Origin of the sequence: Streptomyces sp. PsTaAH-137 (genome assembly GCF_003259365.1) — a bacterium.
GTDB lineage: Bacteria > Actinomycetota > Actinomycetes > Streptomycetales > Streptomycetaceae > Streptomyces.
The window spans coordinates 115,005-135,748 of record NZ_QLLY01000005.1 but is presented as its reverse complement, the minus strand read 5'-3'; the positions used below and the strand labels follow the sequence as shown (position 1 = coordinate 135,748).

Genomic DNA, 20,744 nt, shown 5'->3' with positions numbered 1-20,744 from the left:
TCTGTACTTATGGTGCATAGCGGGTGAGACGCGCCGGGTGGCGTGCACGGATCGTTGTGCCGTTCATCTGACGCCCGTACCGCGACGGGGATAGCCTGGCCAGCTACAACTCCAGGGACGGGGGAGGGAGTTGGGTCACATGCATGCCCGGACTGCTTCGGCGCAGGACGTGGACGAGGGGCGGCGGCTGTCCGTTCTCGATCTGGTGGGACTCGCCGCCGGCGGTGTCGTCGGCTCGGGCTGGCTCCTCGCGGCGGGGCAGGCCCACTGGGCGGCGGGCGAGGACGCCGTGTGGGCCTGGGTGATCGGCGGCGCCGTGATGCTGCTGATCGCCGCCGTGATGGTCGAGCTGGGCATCGCCGCGCCCAAGACCGGCGGGCTGATCTTCCTGCCGCTCCAGGCCGCCGGGCCGCTCGTGGCCACCGTCGTGGCCGCGGCCCTGTGGATCGTCTACGCCGTGAACCCGGCCAGCGAGGCCGCCGCCATGGTGCGCGGCCTCGCCCACTGGTTCCCCTCCCTGCTGCGCAGCGGCCACGTCGGCGCCGACGTGGCCGGGCTGCCCCTCGGCATGGACCGGGCCAACGACCTGTCGCTCACCGGCGCCCTGTGCGCGGTACTCCTGATGATCGTGGTCGTCGGCTTCAACCTGCTGCCCGCCCGGCGGCTGATACGGCTGAACCTGTTCCTCACCGTGATCAAGGTGCTCGTCCCGCTGCTCATCGTCGTCTGCCTCACCTTCGCCGCGACCGACACCATCGGCTCCTGCGCGCCCGGCGACGCCTGGTACCTGAGCGGTCAGTCGGGCGGCGCCGACCAGCTGCGCGGCCAGGCCGGACACTTCTCGGCGCTGTACGTGGTGCTCGGCGGCGGCATCATCTACGCGTACATCGGCTTCCAGGCGCCCCTGGACTTCGCGGGCAACATCAAGCGCCGCGGCATGGGGGAGGCGGCCCGGCTGCGCTGGGCGGTCTACGGCACCCTGGTCGGCGCCGTCGCCCTCTACACCGCCTTGCAGTACGTGTTCGCCCGGCACTGCGGCGCGCTCGCCGCGGACCTGCTCCAGTCGCCCTACGCCCAGTTCGCCACCGCCGCCTCGATGAGCTGGCTGGCCTGGCTGATCCGGCTCAACGCCGTGCTGTCCCCGATGGGCTCCGGCATCGTCTTCACCCACGCCCTCACCCGCGAGGTCGCGGCCCTCAGCCGCGCCCACCTCACCCACCGCGGACTGCAGACCGCGCGCCGGGCCTCCTTCAAGTTCCGCGGGGCCGAGATCGACGCGTACTGGATGATCCTCATCGTCAACCTCGTCATCGGCCTGACCACCCTCGCCCTCGTGCGCGGCAACTGGGAGCAACTGGTCGCCCTCAACAGCGTCCCGATCATGGTCGTCTACGCCATGCCGGGCGTCGTGCTCGTCGCGCTGCCCGGCACCGACGCGACCGGGCTGCGCAAGGCGGTCCGCTGGTGCCTGGCCTACGCCGGGTTCGTGGCGGTCGCCGTGGTCATCCACGAGGCGGGCTGGGCGGACGTCTGGCGGGGCATGGCGGGCGTGGGCACCGGGGCGGCGCTGCTGCTCGCGCTGCCCTGGCTCGCCGTGCGCGATCTGCCGTACATCGGGCGGGTGTTGCGCCACTACGACGCCCGCGAGCACGTGTCCCGGTTCACCCGGCGCGGCGATCCCGCGGTGCCGCCGCTGCTGTTGCTGGTCGGCTACATCGGCGTACTCGTCGGCTGCACCGGGCTGCGCGCACTGTTCGGCGAGCACACGGCGCCGCTCACGCGCGCGGTCTCCGTGCTGGCGGCCGTCCTGGTCTTCCCGCTGCTCGTGCGGGCCGCCCGCCGCTACATGGACCGCGTCAAACCCACCCTGCCGCACCAGGGCGAGGCACCGCGCCCGCGGGTCAGCGCAGAGACTTGACGATCCAGTCGGCCTGCGGGCCGAGGCCCTCCGCGCGCAGCGTGTCGACCGCCTCGTCGCGGTGCCGCACGTCCGACCAGCGGCCCACCGTGGCGCGCAGCAGCAGCTCCGCGTCGGGCAGCGGGATCGCGAGCACGCCCCGCACCACGCACAGCACGTCGGACGCCTGCACCAACTGCTCGTTCTCCAGGAACCGTTCGAGCAGGGTCCAGGCCGCGTTCTCCAGACCGGCGACGTGCAGCAGCCGGGCGACGGCGGCGACGAGCAGCGCGTCCGCCCCCTGCGACGCCGAGGGGTCGGACAGCTCACGGCAGGCGGCCCCCACCGCCTCGGCGTGCCGGCTCCCCTGAAGCACGACCAGGCAGTCGACGAACCACTCCCGGTCGGCGCCCGGTTCCATCACGGCGACGGCGAGCTGGCGGCCCACCTCGTGCGCGGCCCGGGTCCGCTCGCGGTTGCGCGTGATGCGGTTCAGCAGCTCGGTCAGTTCGTCCCCGGAGCGCCCGCGCACCTGCACCGCGGCGATGTGGCACAGCAGCGCCACACAGGTCTGGTCGCCGCCCTCCTCCTCGTTCAGCCAGTCGCACAGCTGCGCGAGGACATCGAGGGAGCGCGGCACGGCGTCCGGTCCCGCGGGCACGGTCACGATGTCGGCCAGCAGCTCACGCGTCCCGGCCGTGAGCACCGGGTCCCGGTGCCAGAGCGACACCAGCTTGGCCAGTCCCTGGACGTTCGGCTGTCCGGCCGCGTGCCGGCGCAGCAGCTCGGACTTGGCGGGCGACTCCTCCTCGCGGGTCAGCAGCGCGCAGAGTTTGACCACGTCACGCGGTTGCGCGGTGCGGCCGATGTGGGCGGCCAGCGCGTCGTGGCCCGTGCCGCGGCGGGCGATCAGCCGGGCGATGAGCTTGCGCGCCCGGTCCACCTGCTTGGCGTCGGCCGCGCTCAACTGCGTCTGCGCCCAGGTCTCCAGGATCTGCCCGTGCGGACTCAGGTGGAGGAACGCGCCCGCGAGGTCGGCGATCTCCTCGCCCTGCCCCTCCGGGCCGCCGGGCGCGTGAGCGGCGACGACGCGCAGCGTCAGCCTGAGGAGCTGGTCGGCCTGGTCCGGGCACTTCTCGTCGAGCAGCGCGGTGTGCAGCAGCGCCTTGTCGAGGTTGGTGCGGCCCGAGTCGGGACCGCCGAACACCGCCACCGTCCCGTCCGCGAGCTGCGGATACCGGTCACGGACGACCCGCACGAAGACCGCCACGTCGAACGCGGTGCGCTGGCAGGCGACGTCGTGCACGATGCTCGCGGTGATCGGCGCGCTGGCCCGGCCCGCCTCCATCTCCTGCTGGAGCATCGCCAGTTCGGCGGCCTCGCTGACCGGCCGGGCCAGCGCCGCCGTCGCCATGATCATGACCGCGTCGCGGGCGTCGAACCCGTCGGCCAGCTCCACCAGATCCTGGACACCGCGGCGCAGCGCGAAGGCGTGCAGCGCGCGCATCGCCATGGCCTCGCTGCGGGTGGACCGCATCTGGTCGAGGATCCGGGCGAACTGCGGCCCGTCGACCTGCGTCACCCACGCGTAGTCCTCGGTGAGCAGCTTCGCCACGTCCGGCTGGAACAGCAGGTGGGTGCGGCGGGCGCCCGCGGCGCCGTTGTGCTCGCTCACGCGCCGCCCAGGAGCGCCGGTTCGATCTCACCCCAGTAGCGGACGAAGTCCGCCGGGTTCGGCAGCAGCGTGGCGGCGCGGCGCTCGACCCGGCTCGCCAGGTCGCGGCTCTGCTCGTCGCCGGACTTCAGCCGGACCACGACGCGGCCCGCCAGATCCGGCTTCTGCATCAGGCTGCGCAGCTTGCGCTCGCCGTACAGCCTCAGCTCGCGCACCCAGTCGTCCTCGGTCTGCGGCTCACGGCCGGGCGTGCGGCGGCCCTTCGCGTGGTTGGTGAACAGCGACGCCGCCTCGGACGCGTCGTTGAGCAGCATCCGGGGCGCGTCGTGCACCCCGCACGACTGCATGTCCTCGTCGATGCCCGCGCGCAGGGCGCCGAGCGTGAGGTCGTCGTCGTGCTCGGACATGCCCTGGCCCAGCACGTTCAGCAGATGGCCGCTGAACGGGGTGCAGCCGTCGAGCGGACTCGGCAGATTGGCGCAGGCGTCCGCCGACGCGTTGTGCACGTCGCCGCTGACCGCGCTGAAGACACAGGTGCCGTCGGAGCGGGTGCCCAGGATGCCCGGGAGCGGCGACTCCGGGCCGAGATGCGGCAGCAGGTTCGAGTAGCAGCAGTCGGTGATGAGGACCTTGAGCCCCGCCCTGCTCTGCCGGATCGCCCGGTACACGTACCAGGACGACAGCCACGTCCACGGCTCGTTCTGGTACGAGGAGCCCACGGCGAAGTGGACCTGGCCGCCGGGCACGTCCTTCCAGTACGCGCCGTGCCCGACGTACACGACGAGGAGGGTGTCCTCGGGGCCCTCGCCCGCCGACGCGGCGTCGTGCAGGGCGCGCATCACGCCGTCCGCGGTGCGCGCGGCGCCGTCGGAGAGGATCACCGAGCGGGCGGTGTCGCCCCAGCGCGGGTCCTGGGCGAGCGCGTCCCCGTAGGCACGGGCGCTGGTCTCGATCGTGGGATAGCCGCTCATCCCCGAGTTCACTTCGTAGGTACCGACACCGATCACCAGGGCCCGGGAGGCCATCGTCCTCAGCTCCCCTCGGGAAGGGCGGGCGGCTCGCCGTCGGTGCCGTCGGCGCCCTCCTCGGGCAACTCGGCCCGCTGGTCCGCCTGGACCACGACGACGGTGACGGTCGGCGGGTCGAGCCGGCGCTCGCGCCACGCGTCGATGGCGCGCTGCGCCGCGGCCTGCACCACGGCCCCGGTCGCGCTGGTGAGGACCGCCATCAACAGGGCGGCGGCCGTCCCGCCGTCGAGCGTGTCCCGCTCCTCGTCCGCCGCTTCGAGCCGCCACTGGAGCGCGGTCTCCCGGGCCAGCTCGGCGCGGAGTTCCTCTGGTTCGTCCAGCCCGACGGGGCCCTCGACCCTCACGGAGATCGTCGCTGTCATACCGTCCGGTTCCTCCCCCGAGGCGGTCGGAGCATCCTTGTCAGTCTGCCAGGCGGCCGGTCGGGGCGCGAGGGCCCGCCGATCACCGTTACACGCTCATGACACGGTCAACGGGCCCTCCAGGTTCACCACTTGACGCTGTTTCCCGTTGCCGCGCTCCGCGCACTGTCGCTGCCGAGCGCCTCCTCCTCCGGCCGCCGTCCTCGGCGCTGCCGGGTAGGCACGGGGAGGCGGGCGAGGGGGCGTGCGGTCGGCTTCGTCGTGCGTGACACCGTGTGGGGGCGGGCTCATCGGGCACGACGAACGGGTCCCGGCCGTGTTGGCACGGTGCCGGGCGCGGGCGGCTGTGTACGTTCGCGACGACGACAGCGGCGATGTACGGGAAGGATCATCGAGGTGAGCGACGACAGCGCGGGGCAGGACACCGGTGCGCACGAGCGGGCGGCGGTGTGGGGCGAGCGGCTCAAGGAGCGCATCTACGCCTCGCTCACCCTGCTCGCCGTCCTGGTGGGCCTCGCCATGAGCGGCCACCCCAGCCACTCGGGCGCCGCGGTCGCCGTCGCCGTCACCGCGCTCGGCCTGTGGCTGGCGACCCTCGTCGCGGATCTGCAGGCGCACCCGGTCGCCCACAAGAGCCGTCCGGGCGCGCACGAGATCCGGCACGTCCTGTTCGTCAGCAGCCCCCTGCTGACCAGCGCCGTGGGACCGCTGCTCCTGATCGGCCTGTCCGCGGCCGGAGCGCTGCACCTCGACACCGCCCTGTGGGTCTCCGTCTACAGCGAGGTCGCGGCGCTCGCGCTGTGGGGCTTCGCCGGTGGCCGCAGCATCGGGGCGGGCATCCCGCGCGCCACGGTCACCGGCGTCCTCAACGCCGTGATCGGTCTGGGCGTGGTCGGCGTCAAACTCCTCGCCGGCCACTGACCGCCCTGGCGGGCCTCAGGAGCCGGTCGTGCCGTCGAGCATCTCCCGCAGGATGTCCAGATGCCCGTTGTGCCGGGCGGTCTCCTCGGTCAGGTGGAGCAGGATCCACCGCAGGTCGACATGGCGCCCGTCCCTGATGGCCCGCTCGGCCCGCGCGTCCAGGTCCGTCGCGGAGGCCAGCTCCCGGTTCCGGGCGCACTGCGCCTCGTACTCGTCGAGCACTTGCTTCACCGGGAACTCCACGGCGATCCGCATCTCCCGGTCGGGATCCTCGTCCGTCCACGGCCCCCGGTCCTCCTCCCCGAGGAGAACCACCTGGAACCAGTAGTACTCGACCCACCGCAGATGGTTGATCAGCCCGCTCACCGTCATCAGCGGCGAGCCCGGCAGAAGCGCCCTGCGGGCGTCCTCCTCCGAGATTCCCTCGCACTTGGCGCGGGCGGTGTCACGTGTGTAGTCGAGGAACGTGGTGAGCTGAGTGCGCTCGTCCCACGTCATGGGTGTGTCATCGATTCTGGTCATCGGGTGCAGGGTGCCCCGCCGGGGTGATCGCTGTCGAGGCAATTGAACGGCCGTGTCCCACGGCCGGGCACCCTCCCCCGGTGGCCCGCGCGGTGCCGGGCGCGCTTCACCGCTCCGACGGCACGTCCTGAGCGAGCGTGCTGTGCAGCGCGTCGAGCCCGTCGGCGTAGATGCCGGTGAAGAGCTCGACGACCTCCTCCTCGGTGGCACCCCGGGGATGGAAGCGGCCGGACCACTGGACCTCGGCGAGGTCGTCGCGGCCGGGGACCGTGTGGACCCGGATCGTGGAGAGGTAGCCCTCGACGGGGAACGGCGCTTCGAGGATGGCGTAGCTGTAGTGACGCCCGGTCTCGTCGAAGCCGGTCAGCCGCTCCACGATGAGGTCGCCGTCGGGGTTGGTCAGGCGGCGCACCCGGCCGCCTTCCAGAGCGGTGCTCGTGGAGATGTAGGGGAGCCAGTCGGGCAGGGCGTCGAAGCCGCCGATCAGGCTCCACACCCGGTCGGGCGAGGCGGGGACGGTGCGGGAGACGGACGTGGAAGCCATGGTCGCTCCTTGTGGTGTCGCGTGGGGGATCAGGCGTGGTGGGGGAGCGGGGCGGCCGCGCCGACCAGGCCCTCGGCGCGCAGGTCGGTCCAGAACGCGGCCGGAATCGTCTCGTTCAGGGCAGCGGTGTCCTCGGAGAGGCGGCCGGGCCGGGTCGCGCCGGCGACGACGGCGGCGGAGGCCGGGTGGGCGAGGGAGAACTGCAGGGCGGCGGCCTTGATGCCGACACCGTGCTTCGCGGTGAGGGCCTTCAACCTGCCGACGCGCTCGATGATCTCGGCGGGCGCCTGCTGGTACTCGAAGTGCGTGCCGCCGGCGAGGACGCCGGAGCTGTACGGGCCGCCGACGACCATGTCGACGTTCTGCTCCTGGGCCATGGGGAGCAGGCGGGTGAGCGCGTGCTCGTGGTCGAGCAGCGTGTAGCGGCCGGCGAGGAGGAAGCCGTCGGGCCGGGGCTCGTCGAGGGCGAGGGCCAGCTCGATGGGTTCCGTCTTGTTGACGCCGAGGCCCCAGGCCTTGATGACCCCCTCGTCGCGCAGCCGGGACAGGACGCGGAAGGCTCCGGTGCGGGCCTCCTCGAACCTGGCCAGCCACGCGTCGCCGTGGAAGTCCTGCGCGATGTCGTGGACCCAGACGATGTCGAGGCGGTCGGTGCCGAGCCGCTTGAGGCTTCCCTCGATGGAGCGCTCGGTGGCGTCGGCGGTCCACTCGTGAAGGATCTTGTTCGGGTTGCCGTGCTCGAACAGGCCGCCTTTCTCGCCGAAGTCCGGCACGTCGGTCTCGTGCTCGTCGAGGATCACCCGGCCCACCTTGGTGGAGAGGACGAACGCGTCGCGCGGCTTGCCGGCGAGTACCTCGCCGAGCCGCTCCTCGGCGAGGCCGGCGCCGTAGAAGGGGGCGGTGTCGTAGTAGCGGACGCCGTGGTCCCAGGCGGCCTCGACGGTGGCGCGGGCCTCGTCCGCGGGGATGTCGCGGAACATGTTGCCGAGCGGGGCGGTGCCGAAGCCGAGACGGCCGGGAAGGAGGTGCTTGAGTGCCATGGGTGGTGCCTTCGCAAGATGTGGGGGAGGGGCCGAGCGGCCACCTGTGAGCGCCGCGGTCGCATGCCGGCGCGTGCCTTACAGAGGAAGACAGTACTTGCAAGCGCGGGCTATTGCAACCGCCCCTATTGTGCGTACGCGCATCAAGCGTGGGCCGCGCCGGCCTCCCCGGAGGTTCTCTCCTCCCCCTGTCACCGCCCGTCGCGGCGGAACGTCCCGAGGAGCGCGGTCAGTTCACCCGGGGTGAGAGCGATGTCGAAGGTGTCGGCGAGCAGCTCGCCGATCTGCTCGGGCCCGACCTCCTTCTCCACGCACGCGCCGTCGGGCGTGAACACCTTCCAGGTCGTGCCGTCGAGCTGGTGGTGCTCGGCGCCGGTGAATCGCTGGGCGAACAGGCGCGTCACGAACGGCGAGCGCGGGTGGGTGCCGACGTAGTGGCTGCCGACCCGGTAGTCGACCGGGTACTGCTGCACCAGAACGAAGGTGTTGCGACCGGTCCAGCCCTCGGCCCCGTACTGGTACGTCGTCCACGAGTCGGCCAGGGCGCCGGGCCGTCGTTCCAGGCGGTAGCGCCAGCCGTGGGCCTCCAGCGTGGCACCGTCGGCGAGCTCGATCGGCGCGGTCGGGCCGCTGCCGAAGCCCACGTCGCACAGCCAGGCACGCGCGTCGTCGGGGAAACGCACGACCACCATGGCGTGGGTCGCCGGTGTGATCCTGGGGGCGCCCAGGGTGATACGGCCGCTGATCCCGGTGAGGTCGAACCCGAGCCGTTCCAGCGCGGCCGCGAAGAGGATGACGTGCTCGAAGCAGTAGCCCCCGCGGCGGCGCCGCACCAGACGCTCCTGCACGGAGTCGAGGTCGACCGGGAGGGGGAGGCCCAGGACGGCGTGGACGTTCTCGAAGGGGATCGACGTGGTGTGGGCGTGCTGGAGCCGCCCGAGGGTCTTCAGCGTCGCGTCGCGCGACCCGCTGAACCCGATCCGCTCGAGGTACGCGTCGAGATCGAGCTCCGCTCCCTGCCACACCGATGTCGTCCGCTCGCCGTGCATGTCCTCGCCTCTCCTCCCGATGCGCCACGGCCGCCGCTGCGGCCCCGCACGCCTGTCGGTCTCGGAACCTACGCGAGACGCTCTCCACCCACCTCGCCCGGAGGTCCCGGACCGAACCCGCCATTGGACCTAGGCCGCGGTCGGCGACCCGGCTGCCCGCTCCGGGAGGCGCAGGGGAGCGCACCCCGGGTGACCGGCGTGCGTCATCTGCTCCTGTTTGTACCCGCTGGTGCAGTCGCGCCCCGACCACTCAGCCCGGAAGTTCATCCAGCACCGTGTGCATCGAGGACGTGCGGGCCAGATCGGCCAGCGCCTGCTCCATCACCGACAGTGGGGTACGGGGCGGCAGCAGCAGCCCGATGCTCGCGCTGCGCCGGGGCCGCAACAGGGGCACGGCCCGCATTCCGGCGGGGATGCCGAAGACGTGCAGCCAGGTGTGCGGGACGACGGTCGACCAGTTCCCCGTGCGGACGTGCGCGATGAGCGAGGCGATGGAGTCGGTCTCCACGCGTGGCGCGACCGCGACCCGCAGCTCGGCGAAGACGGCGTCGAGGACCTGGCGGCCCACCATGTGCGGATGCAGCAGACACAGCGGCCGGCCCGCCGCCTCGGCCCAGCCGACGCCCTCCGGCTCGACGTCCGCCGACTCCTGCGTCAGCAGGACGTACCGCTCCCGGTACAGCGGCACGAACGGCAGCCCCGGCTCACGGGTCGGATAGGTCACCGCGCCGTGCAGTTCGAACGCGCGCAGCCGCCGGACGATCTCGTCGCCCTGAAGATCCGCGTGCACTCGTACGGTGGTGTGCGGATTCGCCGCGCAGAACGGCTGTGTCAGCAGCGCGACGGCCGCGACCGCCGTCGGCACGGCACCGATCCGCAACTCACCTTCAAGACCGGAGCGCAGCGCGGCCAGACCGGCCGTCATGGCGTCCCGGTCGGCGAGCATCCGCCGCGCCCACACCACGACCTCCTCGCCCTCCGCCGTCAGCCCCTCGAACCGGTGGCCGCGCCGCACCAGCGGCACGCCCAGCTCGCTCTCCAGCTTGCGGATGCCCTCGGACAGGGTCGGCTGGGAGACGAAGCAGTTCTGGGCCGCCCGGGCGAAGTGCCCGGTGTGCGCCAGCGCCACCAGGTACTCGAGCTGTCTCAGGAGCACGGGTCGGGGCCACCGCCTGTCCGGTCACGGAGGAGTTCATGTTCGGAGGAGTCCACGTGGGGAGTCCGGCGTGATCGTAGCCGCCTATCGACCATCGGATCTTCCGCTTTGACCGTGCGGGCGGCCCGGGCGAATGCTGCTGTGCGCGGGCCGCCGGAACTCCACGGCCCACGGACGAGACACCGAGGTGATGGGCATGCGTGACACGGGCGAGCCCGCGGAGGAACTCTCCCTGCACAAGCCCAAGACCTGGGCCACGGGAGCCCCGGCCGTGGCCCACGCCCTGAAGTACGCGCTCGGCCAGACCTCGCCCCGCCGCACGGCCCTCACCCTCCTGAACATCAATCAGGCCGGCGGCATCGACTGCCCCGGCTGCGCCTGGCCCGAGGAGGCCCCGGGCAAGCGGCACCGCAACGAGTACTGCGAGAACGGCGCCAAGCACATCAGCGACGAGGCCACCACGCGCCGCGTCACCCGGGAGTTCTTCGCCGAGCACCCCGTCAGCGAACTCGCGCAGCGGTCCGACTACTGGCTCAACCAGCAGGGCCGGCTCACCGAACCCATGGTCAAGCGGCTCGGCAGCGACCACTACGAGCCCATCGGCTGGGACGAGGCCCTCACCCTGCTCGCCGACGAGCTGACCGGCCTCGACGACCCCGACGAGGCGCTGTTCTACACCTCGGGCCGCCTCGCCAACGAACCCGCCTTCCTGCTCCAGCTGTTCGCCCGCGCCTTCGGCACCAACAACCTCCCCGACTGCTCCAACATGTGCCACGAGTCCAGCGGCTCCGCGCTCAACGAGACGCTGGGCATCGGCAAGGGCAGCGTCAGCCTGGACGACCTCTACGACAGCGACCTGGTGTTCGTCGTCGGCCAGAACCCGGGCACGAACCACCCCCGCATGCTCTCGGCACTGGAGGAGACAAAGCGGCGCGGCGGACAGATCGTCGCGGTCAACCCGCTCCCCGAGGCCGGACTCCTGCGCTTCAAGCACCCGCAGAAGGCGCGCGGCGTCATCGGCAGGGGCACCCGGATCGCCGACCAGTTCCTCCAGATCCGCCCCGGCGGCGACCTCGCCCTGTTCCAGGCACTGAACCTGCTGCTCCTCCAGGCCGAGGACAAGGCCCCCGGCACCGTGCTCGACCAGGACTTCATCGACCGCCACACGACCGGCTTCGCCCTCTTCAACGACAACGTCCGCGATCTCGACTGGGACGACGTCCTCGCCGCGACCGGACTGCGGCGCGAGGAGATCGAGGAGGTCCACGAGCGGGTCCTCAACGCCCGCAGCGTCATCGTGTGCTGGGCGATGGGCCTCACCCAGCACAAACACGGGGTCCCCACCATCAGGGAAGTCGTCAACTTCCTGCTGCTGCGCGGCAACATCGGCCGGCCCGGCGCCGGAGTCTGCCCGGTGCGCGGGCACAGCAACGTCCAGGGCGACCGGACGATGGGCATCTGGGAACGCATGCCGCAGACGTTCCTCGACGCCCTGGAGAAGGAGTTCGGGTTCGCGCCGCCGACCCGCCACGGCCTCGACTCCGTCGACGCGATACGGGCGATGCGCGACGGCCGGGCCCGGTTCTTCCTCGGCGTGGCCGGCAACTTCGTCAGGGCCACCCCGGACAGCGACGTGACCGAGCGCGCGCTGCGCAACTGCCGGATCACGGCCCACATCTCCACCAAGCTCAACCGCTCGCACACGGTCTGCGGCGACACCGCCCTGATCCTGCCGACCCTGGGCCGCAGCGACCGGGACGTCCAGGCCACCGGCGAGCAGTTCATGACGGTGGAGGACTCCATGAGCGACGTCCACACCACTCGCGGCCGACTCGCGCCCGCCTCGCCCGCGCTGCTCAGCGAGGTGGCGATCATCAGCAGGCTGGCCCGCGCGGTCCTCGGCGACCGGCACGGAATCGCCTGGCGGAAGTTCGAGGACGACTACGACCTCGTACGCGACCACATCGCCCGAGTCGTCCCCGGCTTCGACGACTTCAACCGCCGGGTGCGCGAGCCCGGCGGCTTCACCCTCCCCAACCCCGTCAACGAACGGCGCTTCCCGACCGCGTCCGGCAGCGCCGTCTTCACCGCCAACACTTTCACCGGCCTCACGGCACCGCCCGGCCACCTCATCCTCCAGACGCTCCGCTCGCACGACCAGTGGAACACCGTTCCGTACGCGATGGACGACCGCTACCGGGGCATCAAGGGTGCCCGCCGCGTCGTCCTGACCCACGCCGACGACCTGGCCGAACTGGGCTTCGCCGAGGGCGACCTGGTCGACCTCGTGAGCGTGTGGGAGGACGGCGTCGAGCGCCGGGCCCCCGGCTTCCGGGCCGTCGCCTATCCGACGCCCCGGGGCTCGGCCGCCGCCTACTACCCCGAGACCAACGTGCTGGTCCCGCTGGACAGCGTCGCCGAGCGCAGCAACACACCGACCTCGAAGGCCGTCGTCGTACGCCTGGAACGGCACTGAACCCACCGGGACCTCACAGTCAGCCGCGCGCCAGAGCCCGTTCCTCCGCGTCCGCGTCGAAGCCCACCGGCTCCCACCGCTTCACGAGGAGCGCCACCAGACCGAGGACGGGCGCGCCGAGGATCACCCAGTACACATGCGTGCCGAGGCCGGTGCTGAGGATCGGGAAGAAGAACAGCGTCAGCGTCGAACCGAGCCGCAGCACCGCCTGGTTGAAGCCGATGCTGACGCCGCGCATCGACGTCGGGAAGCCCAGCGAGGCATAGCTCATGATGTGCGCGCCCGGCCCGAAGCCCTGGGCGAACATGAACGCGCCGAGCATGAGGATGCCCGCCGTGACGACGGCGGTGCCGGACGGCTGCCCGATCAGGGCGAGCACGGTGATGGCGACGAACTGGATCGCGAAGCCGAGCGTCATCATCGGCCAGGCGCCGCGCGTCGACGCCCAGCGGATGCCGAGCAGACCACCGGTCAGCGCGAAGACGAGATTCAGGGTGAACGAGGACGCGATCGTGGTCAGCGGGCCCTGCGTCATCAGCGTGGCGATGATGATGGGCAGCCCGAAGGCGACCGCGTTGTAGCCGAAGGTCTCCGCGAGACCGACGGCCACCGACTGCACGGTGCGCGTGCGGTACGGGCCCGTGAACAGGCGCGCGTACGAGGCGAGCCCGGGCCGCGGCGGGCGGGGCGCCCGCGCCGGGACGTCGTCGGCGACCCGCGCGTCCACCCCGTACGACTCCCGCAGGATCCGCGCCGCCGACTCCAGGTCGCCCTGCTCGGCGGCCCAGGTCGGCGACTCGTTCATGTAACGCCGGCGCAGCAGCATCACGATCAGCGCGGGCACCGCGCCGAAGCCGACGGTGAACCGCCACAGCCAGCCCAGATGGGCGTCCGGCAGCACGAAGTACAGGAACATGATCACCAGGTAGCAGCCGCTGGTCGCGGTGTACCAGGCGGGCGACCAGGCCGCCGTGCGCGAGCCCTTGCTGCCCTTGCCGCGCAGCCGGGAGAACTCGGCGAGGAAGGCGATGGCGACCGGGATGTCCATGCCGACGCCGATGCCCATCACGAACCGCGCCGCGATCAGCGTCCACACGTCCTGCGCGACCGCGCACACCAGCGCGGTGACGACGAAGAAGACCATGTTGGCCATGAAGACGCGGTAGCGGCCTATTCGGTCGACCAGCCAGCCGCCGAGCAGCGCGCCCAGCAGTGAACCGACACTGATCGAGGCGGTGACCGTACCGGCCATCGCGGAACCGAGGCCGAACTGGCGGGTGATGTCGGGCAGCCCGTACGCGAGCGAACTGAGGTCGTACGCGTCGAGGAAGATGCCGCCGAGCGCGATCACCACGATCATCTTGGCGTGCCGGCCGCTGGCCGTACCCGAGTTGACGAGGTCGGAGACATCGGCGGCGGAGCGGATCGCCACCGTGGCGGACGGGGCGTGTGGGGGAGAGGTGGAGCTCACGAGCGCCTTCCGGGATGGTGCGGGGACGGTTCGCGGAATCGTATGCACCAACCGGAACATCGCCGTCCGCCTGTCCGTATGGCGGTCACCTGTGCGATCAGAGTGTGGCCAGATCCGCGTACAGCATGTGGTGGTCCGAGTACTCGCTCGGCCGCACCCGGTGGGCGCGGGGCTCGATGCCGCGCAGGAAGACGTAGTCGAACCGGCTCTGCCAGTCGGTGGTCGGCTCGCAGATCCCGTCCGCCGAGGGGCCGCACCGGGGATCGGCGTCCGTGGCCAGCGGCCACATCGGGCCGAGCTCGGGGGAGTCCGGCACCGCGTTGAAGTCGCCGAGCACGATCGCGCGGTCGTGCCGAGCGACCTCCTTCGCGAGCACGGGGACCTGCCGCTCGCGGACCGCTTCCTGGCGGCGTTCGGCGAGATGGGTGTTGAAGACCCGGACCGGGCGGCCGTCCACCTCGGTGGTGACCGCCATGAAACCGCGATCCTCGGAACCGCCGTCGGGATACTCCACCAGCACACTGTCCGTCGCGGGCGCCGCGGACAGGATCGCCTGACCGTAGCCGCCGGGATGCCACGGCAGTCCGCCGCAGCGGCTCCAGTTCCGCAGCACCGAGCCGTACGTGACGTGGTAGACCAGCCCGTACACGTGCTCCAGATCGCTCTTGATCTGCTCGACGTCGCGGACGCACGCCTCTTGCAGGCCGACGACCTGAGGCGCGTACGTGGCGATGTCGGCGGCGCGGCCGAGGTTCTGCCCCGCGCCGCGGCAGGGATTGCAGATGTTCCACGTCATGACCCGGTTCGGCACGATGTCCGTGGCCGCGCCCGCGGGCAGCGGCTCGGCGACGGGGAGATCGTCGCGCGGTGCGCCGGGACCGATCAGCAACAGACAGACCAGGGCCAGGGCGCCCGCGACCCACCGCGTGTTTCTGCCGACCACCGCCACCTCCTCGGACGTGGACGCTCATGCCATCACAGAAGGCGAGGCCCGGTCGACCCGGGGTGCGTCAGCCCTCGGCGAGCGAGGCCAGGTGGCGCAGCGAGTCGGGGAGGTGCTCCGGCGGGAACGGCGGGAAGTGCAGACCCTCCGGGACGGAGTCCGGCACCGCCGACCAGTCGTACGTGAGCGTCACCTCGGTCCGTTCCGGGCCGAGCGGTACGAGGTCGTAGCGCCAGAACCAGCCGCCGAACCGCAGGCTGCCGTCCTCGGCCTCCGTGCCCGTGTACCAGCCGATGGCGTGCGGGGGTTCGAGCACATGGACGCGGTTGGCGGTGCGGTAGTCGCCGTCCGGGTGCTTGGGGTGGTACATGCCCATCCGGAAGACCTGCCCCGGCTCGGTCAACGGGGCCGGGTCGACCGCCCGCTGGACCCAGCCGGTCCCGTCGATCGCCGCGTGCGTGGCCGGATCGGCCAGTACCGCGAACACCTTGGCGATGGGTGCGGCGACGGTCCGTACGGCGCTCACCCGGTCCTGATCCGTGCTGTCCGACCTGTTCATGAGTTCTCTCCTCGTCCGCTGCCGGTGTCCCTCATGAAGACGGCCCGGCGGGGCGGGACTCATCGGTCGCCGCCCCGCCGGGCCCGCGGGGGACGGGGAAGGTCAGCGAACCCCGTAGTAGAGGGAGCTGTGCGCCGTGTCCGGAAGGTACAGCACGTCGTTCCCGTCCGAGTCGCGCCGCACCGCCAGCCGGTCCGCGCTCACGCCGGGCGCGACGGACTCGGCGGTCCAGGAGGCGTCCGCCGCCTGCGTCGCGGCGAACACCCGGTCGGTGCCGGACGACTTCACGAAGTAGATCCGCTTGCCGTCCGTCTCGTCCCACGTGATGCCGAGGGCCGCGTTGGTCTGGCCGCCCGCGTAGACCGTCTTGCGGAGCCAGCCGGTGCCGCTCGGGTAGGCGTAGTACACGACGAAGTTGCCGCCGCTGTCGGCCGACCGGTAGCGGTACGCGACCTTCGGGGTGTCACCGTCGAGGACGAGCTTCGCGCTCTGCACGGTCGCGCTGGTGTACCCGGCGTTGTCGATGCTCCACTCCTCGCCCGTGGTCAGCCCCTGGATGACGTCGGAGGTGTCCGGCGAGGTGGGCAGGGTGACCGCGGCGCCGTCGTGATCGGCGAAGCCGCCCGTGGACGGGTCGTAGCGCAGGTAGGAGAGCTGGTGGCGCCAGGCCGACGCGGGTGCCTTCGCCCACTCGTACAGCAGGTGCACGCGTCCGGAGGCGTCCACGGTGAGGTCGTCCGGGTACACGGACCGGTTCAGCGCGGAACCGAAGGTGGCGACCGTGCTCCAGGTGCTCGTCGCGTTGTTCCAGCGGTAGAGCTTGCCGTCGCGCTGGGAGTTGCCGCAGCCGACACGGGCGGCCAGGTAGAGGTCGCCGTTGGGCGCCGTGGTCAGCACCGGGTACGTGATGCCCTGGCCCTGGTCGGGCAGTTCGCTCGCGTGGTCGGTGACGTCCGCGCCGGGCGCCGTGGTGCGGAAGTAGCGCCAGGAGTCGCAGTGCATGGACGTGAAGACGTGCAGCCGACCGCTGCCGTCACGCGCCACGGACGGCTGGTTGTGGCCGTTGTCGTCGGCGAACTCGGCCTGCTGCCCGTCGCTGTTCAGCAGCGGCAGCCGGCTCCACACGCCGTCCGGGTCACGGCGGGCGATCGCCGGCCGGTGCGTGGCGGCCGTCGTACCGGGCTCGTTGAACGCGAAGTACGTGTACTGGCCGCGGCCCTTGTACGTGGCGGCCGGCGTCCACCAGGCGGCCTGGTTCGACGAGTCCATCGCGTACGGAACCTTCTCGACGCTCGCCGCCGCCGTCGCCGTGGCGCTGTCGGCGCTCGCCGCCGATACGGGCATCAGCAGGGCGGCGACGGCGGCCGTCGCGGCGGCGTACGTGCGGACGGTGGGTCGTCTCATGGTGAACTCCTTCGCGGGTGCGGTGAGGTGCCGAACAGGAGTGGCCCGGGGGCCTGGTCAGGGGGGAGCGGGGCAGCGCGGAGCGAGCGCGGACGGCGAAGGGCCCGGTGACGGCCGTGCGACGTTCACCGGGCCCTGGCTTGTGCCGGGTCAGCGCTTCATGAACAGCGCTTCATGAGGTCAGCGCTTCATGAAGTCAGCGCTTGATGAGGTCGGTGACCTCCTCGGCGGCCTGCTTCATCGCGTCCTTCGGCTTCGACTTGCCGACGAGGACGGCCTGGACCTGCTTGGCCACGGCCTCCTCGATCTGGGCGTTCTGAGCGAACTGCCAGAACGGGCTGCCTGTCGCCGTCTTGGTGATCTTCTCGGTCCACTCGGTGGTGAACGTGTCCTTGGCGACCTTCGGGTCGGCCAGGCCCGCGGTCGTCGACGGCGGCAGCGCCCGCTCGACGAAGTACTGGGCGATCGTCTCTGGGTCGGTGGTGGCGTGCAGCGCGAAGTCCGTCGCGGCGTCCTGGCCCTTGCCCTTGACGATGGCGATCACGCCGCCCCACAGCAGTGCCTGCGGGGTGTCACCGGCCTTCAGCACCGGGCGCTGCATCGGCTGCATCGCGTCGGCGAGCGTCTTGTCCTTCGACTGGGCGGAGGTGACGCCCTTGCCGATGATCGCGTCGTCGTAGAAGGCGGCCTTGCCCTGGCTGAACAGGGCGCGCGCGTCGAAACGGTCCACGTCGGCGGCGATCAGCTTCTGGTCGTGCAGCTTCTTGTACCAGGTGACCGCGTCGATCGAGGCGTCGTCACCGATGGTGACCTTGTCCCCGTCGAGGAGCGTGCAGCCGAAGGTCTGCATCCACGGGAAGATGTCCTTGAGCTGCGCCACCTTGGTCGCCGCCGCGTAGGGCACGACCCCGCCGCCCAGGCCCTTCAGCTCGCGCAGCGCGTCCTCGAACTCCTCGACGGTGGTGGGCTGCTTGTCGATGCCCGCCTTCTTCAGGAGCTTGGTGTTGGCTATCACGCCGATCGAGCCGGTGTTCCACGGCAGGCCGTACTGCTTGCCGTCGTACTTGCCGCTGTTCAGCGCCACATCGGTGTAGCCGCCCTTGCCCGCCACGGAACCGAGGTCCGCCAGCTTGCCCATCTGCGCCACCGCGGCGAGCCAGGCGATGTCCAGGTGCACCGCGCCGGTGGTCTCCCCGCCGCCCAGCTTCAGGGTGAGCTGGCTCAGGTACTCGTTGTACGGGTACGAGACCGCGCGGATCTTCGACTTCTGGTCCGTCTCCCACGCCTTGATGATCTTCTCGATCGACGGCTTGGCGGCTTCCTCGTTCAGCGACCAGGAGGTGAAGTCGAAGTTCTTCGACTTCGTGTCGCCGCCGTTGGAGGAGGTGCTGGCGCCGGACGGCGCACAGGCGCCGAGCACACCGGCGCCGGCCACACCGAGCGCTCCGATACCGAACATGCGCAGGGCGCCGCGGCGGCTGATGCCGTTGGTGGTCATGGTGTCTCCATGGGGAGTGTGACGGAAGGGAAGTGTGGGGGCGCGTGCGGGCGAGGCCCGCGCGGGTTCAGCTGAGGCTTCTTCGGGAGGCCGCGGGCGGTTACTTGACCGAGCCCGCGGTCATGCCGCCGACCAGGTAGCGCTGGAGGAACATGAAGGCGACGACCACCGGGACGGACACGACGAGGGAGGCGGCCATCAGCTCGGGCCAGGCGGTCTGGAACTCGCCGATGTAGGTGGAGACCAGGCCGGGCGGCAGCGTCTGCTTCTCCTTGTCGGCGAGCGTCACCGCGAAGATGAAGTCGTTCCAGCCGCGGACGAAGGCGAACAGGCCCGCGGCGATCATGCCGGGCGCGGCCAGCGGCGCCACGATGGAGTGCAGGGTGCGCCAGCGGGAGGCGCCGTCGATGGAGGCCGCTTCGAGGAGGGCGTCCGGGATGGTGTCGAAGATGCCCTTCAGCATCCACACGCACAGCGGCATCGTGAACGTGGTGAACGACAGCACCAGCGCGGTGTACGTGTTGAGCAGGCCGAAGCTGGAGAACACGGCGTACAGCGTCACGAGCAGCAGCGCCTGCGGGAACATCTGCGAGGCGAGCACCATGTGCATCAGGGAACGGCGGCCGCGGTAGCGGAACTTCGAGAACGAGTAGCCCATGTACGTGGCGACGATCACGCTCAGGACGGCCGTGATGGTGGCGACGATCATGGAGTTGACCAGGTACTTGATCAACTGGTCGTTCTCGGCGAGGGCCGTGAAGTTGTCCAGCGTGAGATCGGTGGGGATCAGCTTCGGCGGGAACTGGAACGTCGATTCGGGCGTGCTCAGCGCGGTGGCGAGCAGCCAGTACACCGGCAGCAGGCCGAAGCAGCCGATGACGACGACCGCGGTCCAGGCGGCGATCCGCGAGCGCAGCACGTCCTTGCGGATCCGGCGGCGCGAGGTGTGACCGGTGGCGGCGGCGGGCGTCCGTGCCGCGCCGGACGCTTCTTCCGTGCCGGACGGCCGGGCCGTGGAGGTCATGGGGGTCGTGGTGGTCATCAGACGTCGCCCTTCCGCTCGGTGATCCTGAGGTAGACGACGACGAGGACGAGCAGGAGCAGCATCCACAGTCCGCCCAGCGCGGTCGCGCGGCCGATGTCGAAGCCCTTGAAGGCGGTCTGGTAGACGGCGGTCGCGAAGGTCTCGGTGGACCCGGCGGGGCCGCCGCCGGTGAGCACGTAGATGGTGTCGAAGTGCTGGAAGTTCCAGATGAACTCCAGGAGCAGCACGATCGAGGCCACTCCGCGCACCTGCGGCCACGTGACGTTGAAGAAGCGTCGGATCGAGCCCGCGCCGTCCATCGAGGCCGCTTCGTGCAGTTCCTTGGGCACGGTCTGCAGACCGGCGAGCAGCATCACCATCATCCAGGGGAAGCTGGCCCAGGTCTTGGTGATGATCACGGCGAGCATGGCGGTGCCGGGCTGGCCCAGCCAGGAGACCGAGTCCTCGATGAGGCCGGCCTTCATGAGGATGCCGTTCAGGACGCCGTAGTTGGCGTTGAAGATCCACATCCAGAGGAAGGAGACCACGACGCCCGGGATCACCCAGGGGAAGAGGAAGAGGCCGCGCATGAAGCCGCTGCCCTTGAGGCCCGTGTTGAGCGCGAGGGCGAGGGCGAAGCCGATCACGAAGGGGACGATCGTCGCGCCGACGGTGAAGATCAGCGTCTGCTTGAGGATGGTGAGGAAGTCGCCGTCCAGCCAGTACGTGAAGTTCTCCAGGCCGACGAACTCACGGCCCGGCAGCCGCAGGTCCTGCTTGAAGAAACCGGTGAACAGGGCCGATATCAGCGGATAGATGATGATCGCCGCGAAGAGGGCGAGTCCCGGCGCCGTCAGCAGGAGGGCGAACGCGCCGTTGGAGAGCCGTCCGCCGGTCCGCTCACGGGGTGGAGAGACCTTCCGGGGAGGTGCGGCCGTACTCATGGGTGTGTCCTCTCGAACGGGGCGGGAGCGCCGGGGCCCTGTGTGAACGCCATCCATGCTCCATTGAACGCAAGTTGCAGCATGCGGGATCGTTCTCCATATCGTGCGACGGCGTCAACCCTTTTGGTCGGTGAATCGCCGGTTCTGCGCAGGACCGGCGAACTCGCCCCACCTGCCATGAACTTCAAAAGCGGCTCGTGCCAGCCGTGTCCGCGGCTGCGTCGGAAACTT

General features: G+C 71.0%; 18 protein-coding genes. 3 read left to right on the top strand and 15 right to left on the bottom strand.

Annotated elements, in window-relative coordinates:
* The first annotated feature begins 139 nt into the window (after positions 1-139).
* Entirely contained in the window at positions 140-1,918 is a 1,779-nt protein-coding gene (locus tag K377_RS12450; protein ID WP_111663348.1) for an APC family permease, read from the top strand.
* Here the strand turns inward: K377_RS12450 and K377_RS12445 are convergent.
* Genes K377_RS12445 through K377_RS12435 form a run of 3 tightly spaced genes read right to left on the bottom strand, consistent with a single transcriptional unit; the run spans position 1,902 to position 4,962 of the window.
* Positions 1,902-3,572: a hypothetical protein gene (locus K377_RS12445; protein WP_111663347.1), complete on the bottom strand. Its 1,671-nt coding sequence runs from the start codon at positions 3,570-3,572 to the stop codon at positions 1,902-1,904. The genes K377_RS12450 and K377_RS12445 overlap by 17 nt on opposite strands.
* Positions 3,569-4,597: a caspase family protein gene (locus K377_RS12440; RefSeq protein ID WP_111663346.1), complete on the bottom strand. Its 1,029-nt coding sequence runs from the start codon at positions 4,595-4,597 to the stop codon at positions 3,569-3,571. The genes K377_RS12445 and K377_RS12440 overlap by 4 nt, the downstream gene beginning before the upstream one ends.
* Positions 4,598-4,602: 5 nt before the next feature.
* On the bottom strand, positions 4,603-4,962 hold the full coding sequence (locus tag K377_RS12435; protein WP_111663345.1) for a hypothetical protein: 360 nt from the start codon (positions 4,960-4,962) through the stop codon (positions 4,603-4,605).
* A gap of 396 nt (positions 4,963-5,358) precedes the next feature.
* Between K377_RS12435 and K377_RS12430 the strand changes: the two genes are divergently transcribed.
* Positions 5,359-5,883: a hypothetical protein gene (locus K377_RS12430; RefSeq protein ID WP_181512549.1), complete on the top strand. Its 525-nt coding sequence runs from the start codon at positions 5,359-5,361 to the stop codon at positions 5,881-5,883.
* Positions 5,884-5,898: 15 nt separating this feature from the next.
* Here the strand turns inward: K377_RS12430 and K377_RS12425 are convergent, their stop codons facing one another.
* The 5 genes from K377_RS12425 to K377_RS12405 form a co-directional block, all read right to left on the bottom strand.
* A complete protein-coding gene (locus tag K377_RS12425) occupies positions 5,899-6,405 on the bottom strand; it encodes a DinB family protein (RefSeq protein ID WP_111663344.1) in 507 nt (168 codons plus the stop codon).
* A gap of 106 nt (positions 6,406-6,511) precedes the next feature.
* The gene (locus tag K377_RS12420; RefSeq protein WP_111663343.1) at positions 6,512-6,949 is read right to left on the bottom strand and encodes an SRPBCC family protein; all 438 of its coding nucleotides are present in this window, start codon (positions 6,947-6,949) and stop codon (positions 6,512-6,514) included.
* 29 nt (positions 6,950-6,978) lie between these two features.
* Positions 6,979-7,989 (bottom strand): aldo/keto reductase, encoded by a 1,011-nt coding sequence (locus tag K377_RS12415; RefSeq protein ID WP_111663342.1) that lies wholly within the window; start codon positions 7,987-7,989, stop codon positions 6,979-6,981.
* A gap of 191 nt (positions 7,990-8,180) precedes the next feature.
* A complete protein-coding gene (locus K377_RS12410; protein WP_111663341.1) occupies positions 8,181-9,038 on the bottom strand; it encodes an arylamine N-acetyltransferase in 858 nt (285 codons plus the stop codon).
* Positions 9,039-9,288: 250 nt separating this feature from the next.
* The gene (locus K377_RS12405) at positions 9,289-10,194 is read right to left on the bottom strand and encodes a LysR family transcriptional regulator (protein WP_111663340.1); all 906 of its coding nucleotides are present in this window, start codon (positions 10,192-10,194) and stop codon (positions 9,289-9,291) included.
* A 196-nt stretch (positions 10,195-10,390) separates the two neighbouring features.
* Between K377_RS12405 and K377_RS12400 the strand changes: the two genes are divergently transcribed.
* Positions 10,391-12,670, top strand: a complete 2,280-nt coding sequence (locus K377_RS12400) for an FdhF/YdeP family oxidoreductase (protein ID WP_111663702.1) — start codon at positions 10,391-10,393, stop codon at positions 12,668-12,670.
* Between the two features lie 19 nt (positions 12,671-12,689).
* Here the strand turns inward: K377_RS12400 and K377_RS12395 are convergent, their stop codons facing one another.
* The 7 genes from K377_RS12395 to K377_RS12365 all read right to left on the bottom strand — a co-directional run bounded on the left by K377_RS12395 (position 12,690) and on the right by K377_RS12365 (position 20,513).
* A complete protein-coding gene (locus K377_RS12395) occupies positions 12,690-14,141 on the bottom strand; it encodes an MFS transporter (RefSeq protein WP_181512548.1) in 1,452 nt (483 codons plus the stop codon).
* Positions 14,142-14,238: 97 nt separating this feature from the next.
* Complete coding sequence (locus K377_RS12390; protein WP_258395024.1) at positions 14,239-15,084, bottom strand: endonuclease/exonuclease/phosphatase family protein; 846 nt, start codon at positions 15,082-15,084, stop codon at positions 14,239-14,241.
* 67 nt (positions 15,085-15,151) lie between these two features.
* Positions 15,152-15,643 (bottom strand): SRPBCC domain-containing protein, encoded by a 492-nt coding sequence (locus K377_RS12385; protein WP_111663338.1) that lies wholly within the window; start codon positions 15,641-15,643, stop codon positions 15,152-15,154.
* Positions 15,644-15,745: 102 nt separating this feature from the next.
* Positions 15,746-17,047: a BNR-4 repeat-containing protein gene (locus tag K377_RS12380; RefSeq protein WP_111663337.1), complete on the bottom strand. Its 1,302-nt coding sequence runs from the start codon at positions 17,045-17,047 to the stop codon at positions 15,746-15,748.
* Between the two features lie 196 nt (positions 17,048-17,243).
* The gene (locus K377_RS12375; protein WP_111663336.1) at positions 17,244-18,545 is read right to left on the bottom strand and encodes an extracellular solute-binding protein; all 1,302 of its coding nucleotides are present in this window, start codon (positions 18,543-18,545) and stop codon (positions 17,244-17,246) included.
* Between the two features lie 100 nt (positions 18,546-18,645).
* The gene (locus K377_RS12370; RefSeq protein ID WP_111663335.1) at positions 18,646-19,587 is read right to left on the bottom strand and encodes a carbohydrate ABC transporter permease; all 942 of its coding nucleotides are present in this window, start codon (positions 19,585-19,587) and stop codon (positions 18,646-18,648) included.
* Positions 19,587-20,513, bottom strand: coding sequence for a carbohydrate ABC transporter permease (locus tag K377_RS12365; protein WP_111663334.1), 927 nt, complete (start codon positions 20,511-20,513; stop codon positions 19,587-19,589). Before K377_RS12365 ends, K377_RS12370 begins: the two co-directional genes overlap by 1 nt.
* Positions 20,514-20,744 lie beyond the last annotated feature (231 nt).

Excerpts from the sequence above, each read along its gene's own strand:
- K377_RS12450 (WP_111663348.1), top strand. The coding sequence starts at position 140 with ATGCATGCCCGGACTGCTTCGGCGCAGGACGTGGACGAGGGGCGGCGG.
- K377_RS12440 (WP_111663346.1), bottom strand. The coding sequence starts at position 4,597 with ATGGCCTCCCGGGCCCTGGTGATCGGTGTCGGTACCTACGAAGTGAAC.
- K377_RS12435 (WP_111663345.1), bottom strand. The coding sequence starts at position 4,962 with ATGACAGCGACGATCTCCGTGAGGGTCGAGGGCCCCGTCGGGCTGGAC.
- K377_RS12425 (WP_111663344.1), bottom strand. The coding sequence starts at position 6,405 with ATGACCAGAATCGATGACACACCCATGACGTGGGACGAGCGCACTCAG.
- K377_RS12420 (WP_111663343.1), bottom strand. The coding sequence starts at position 6,949 with ATGGCTTCCACGTCCGTCTCCCGCACCGTCCCCGCCTCGCCCGACCGG.
- K377_RS12415 (WP_111663342.1), bottom strand. The coding sequence starts at position 7,989 with ATGGCACTCAAGCACCTCCTTCCCGGCCGTCTCGGCTTCGGCACCGCC.
- K377_RS12410 (WP_111663341.1), bottom strand. The coding sequence starts at position 9,038 with ATGCACGGCGAGCGGACGACATCGGTGTGGCAGGGAGCGGAGCTCGAT.
- K377_RS12400 (WP_111663702.1), top strand. The coding sequence starts at position 10,391 with ATGCGTGACACGGGCGAGCCCGCGGAGGAACTCTCCCTGCACAAGCCC.
- K377_RS12385 (WP_111663338.1), bottom strand. The coding sequence starts at position 15,643 with ATGAACAGGTCGGACAGCACGGATCAGGACCGGGTGAGCGCCGTACGG.
- K377_RS12380 (WP_111663337.1), bottom strand. The coding sequence starts at position 17,047 with ATGAGACGACCCACCGTCCGCACGTACGCCGCCGCGACGGCCGCCGTC.
- K377_RS12375 (WP_111663336.1), bottom strand. The coding sequence starts at position 18,545 with ATGACCACCAACGGCATCAGCCGCCGCGGCGCCCTGCGCATGTTCGGT.
- K377_RS12370 (WP_111663335.1), bottom strand. The coding sequence starts at position 19,587 with ATGACCACCACGACCCCCATGACCTCCACGGCCCGGCCGTCCGGCACG.
- K377_RS12365 (WP_111663334.1), bottom strand. The coding sequence starts at position 20,513 with ATGAGTACGGCCGCACCTCCCCGGAAGGTCTCTCCACCCCGTGAGCGG.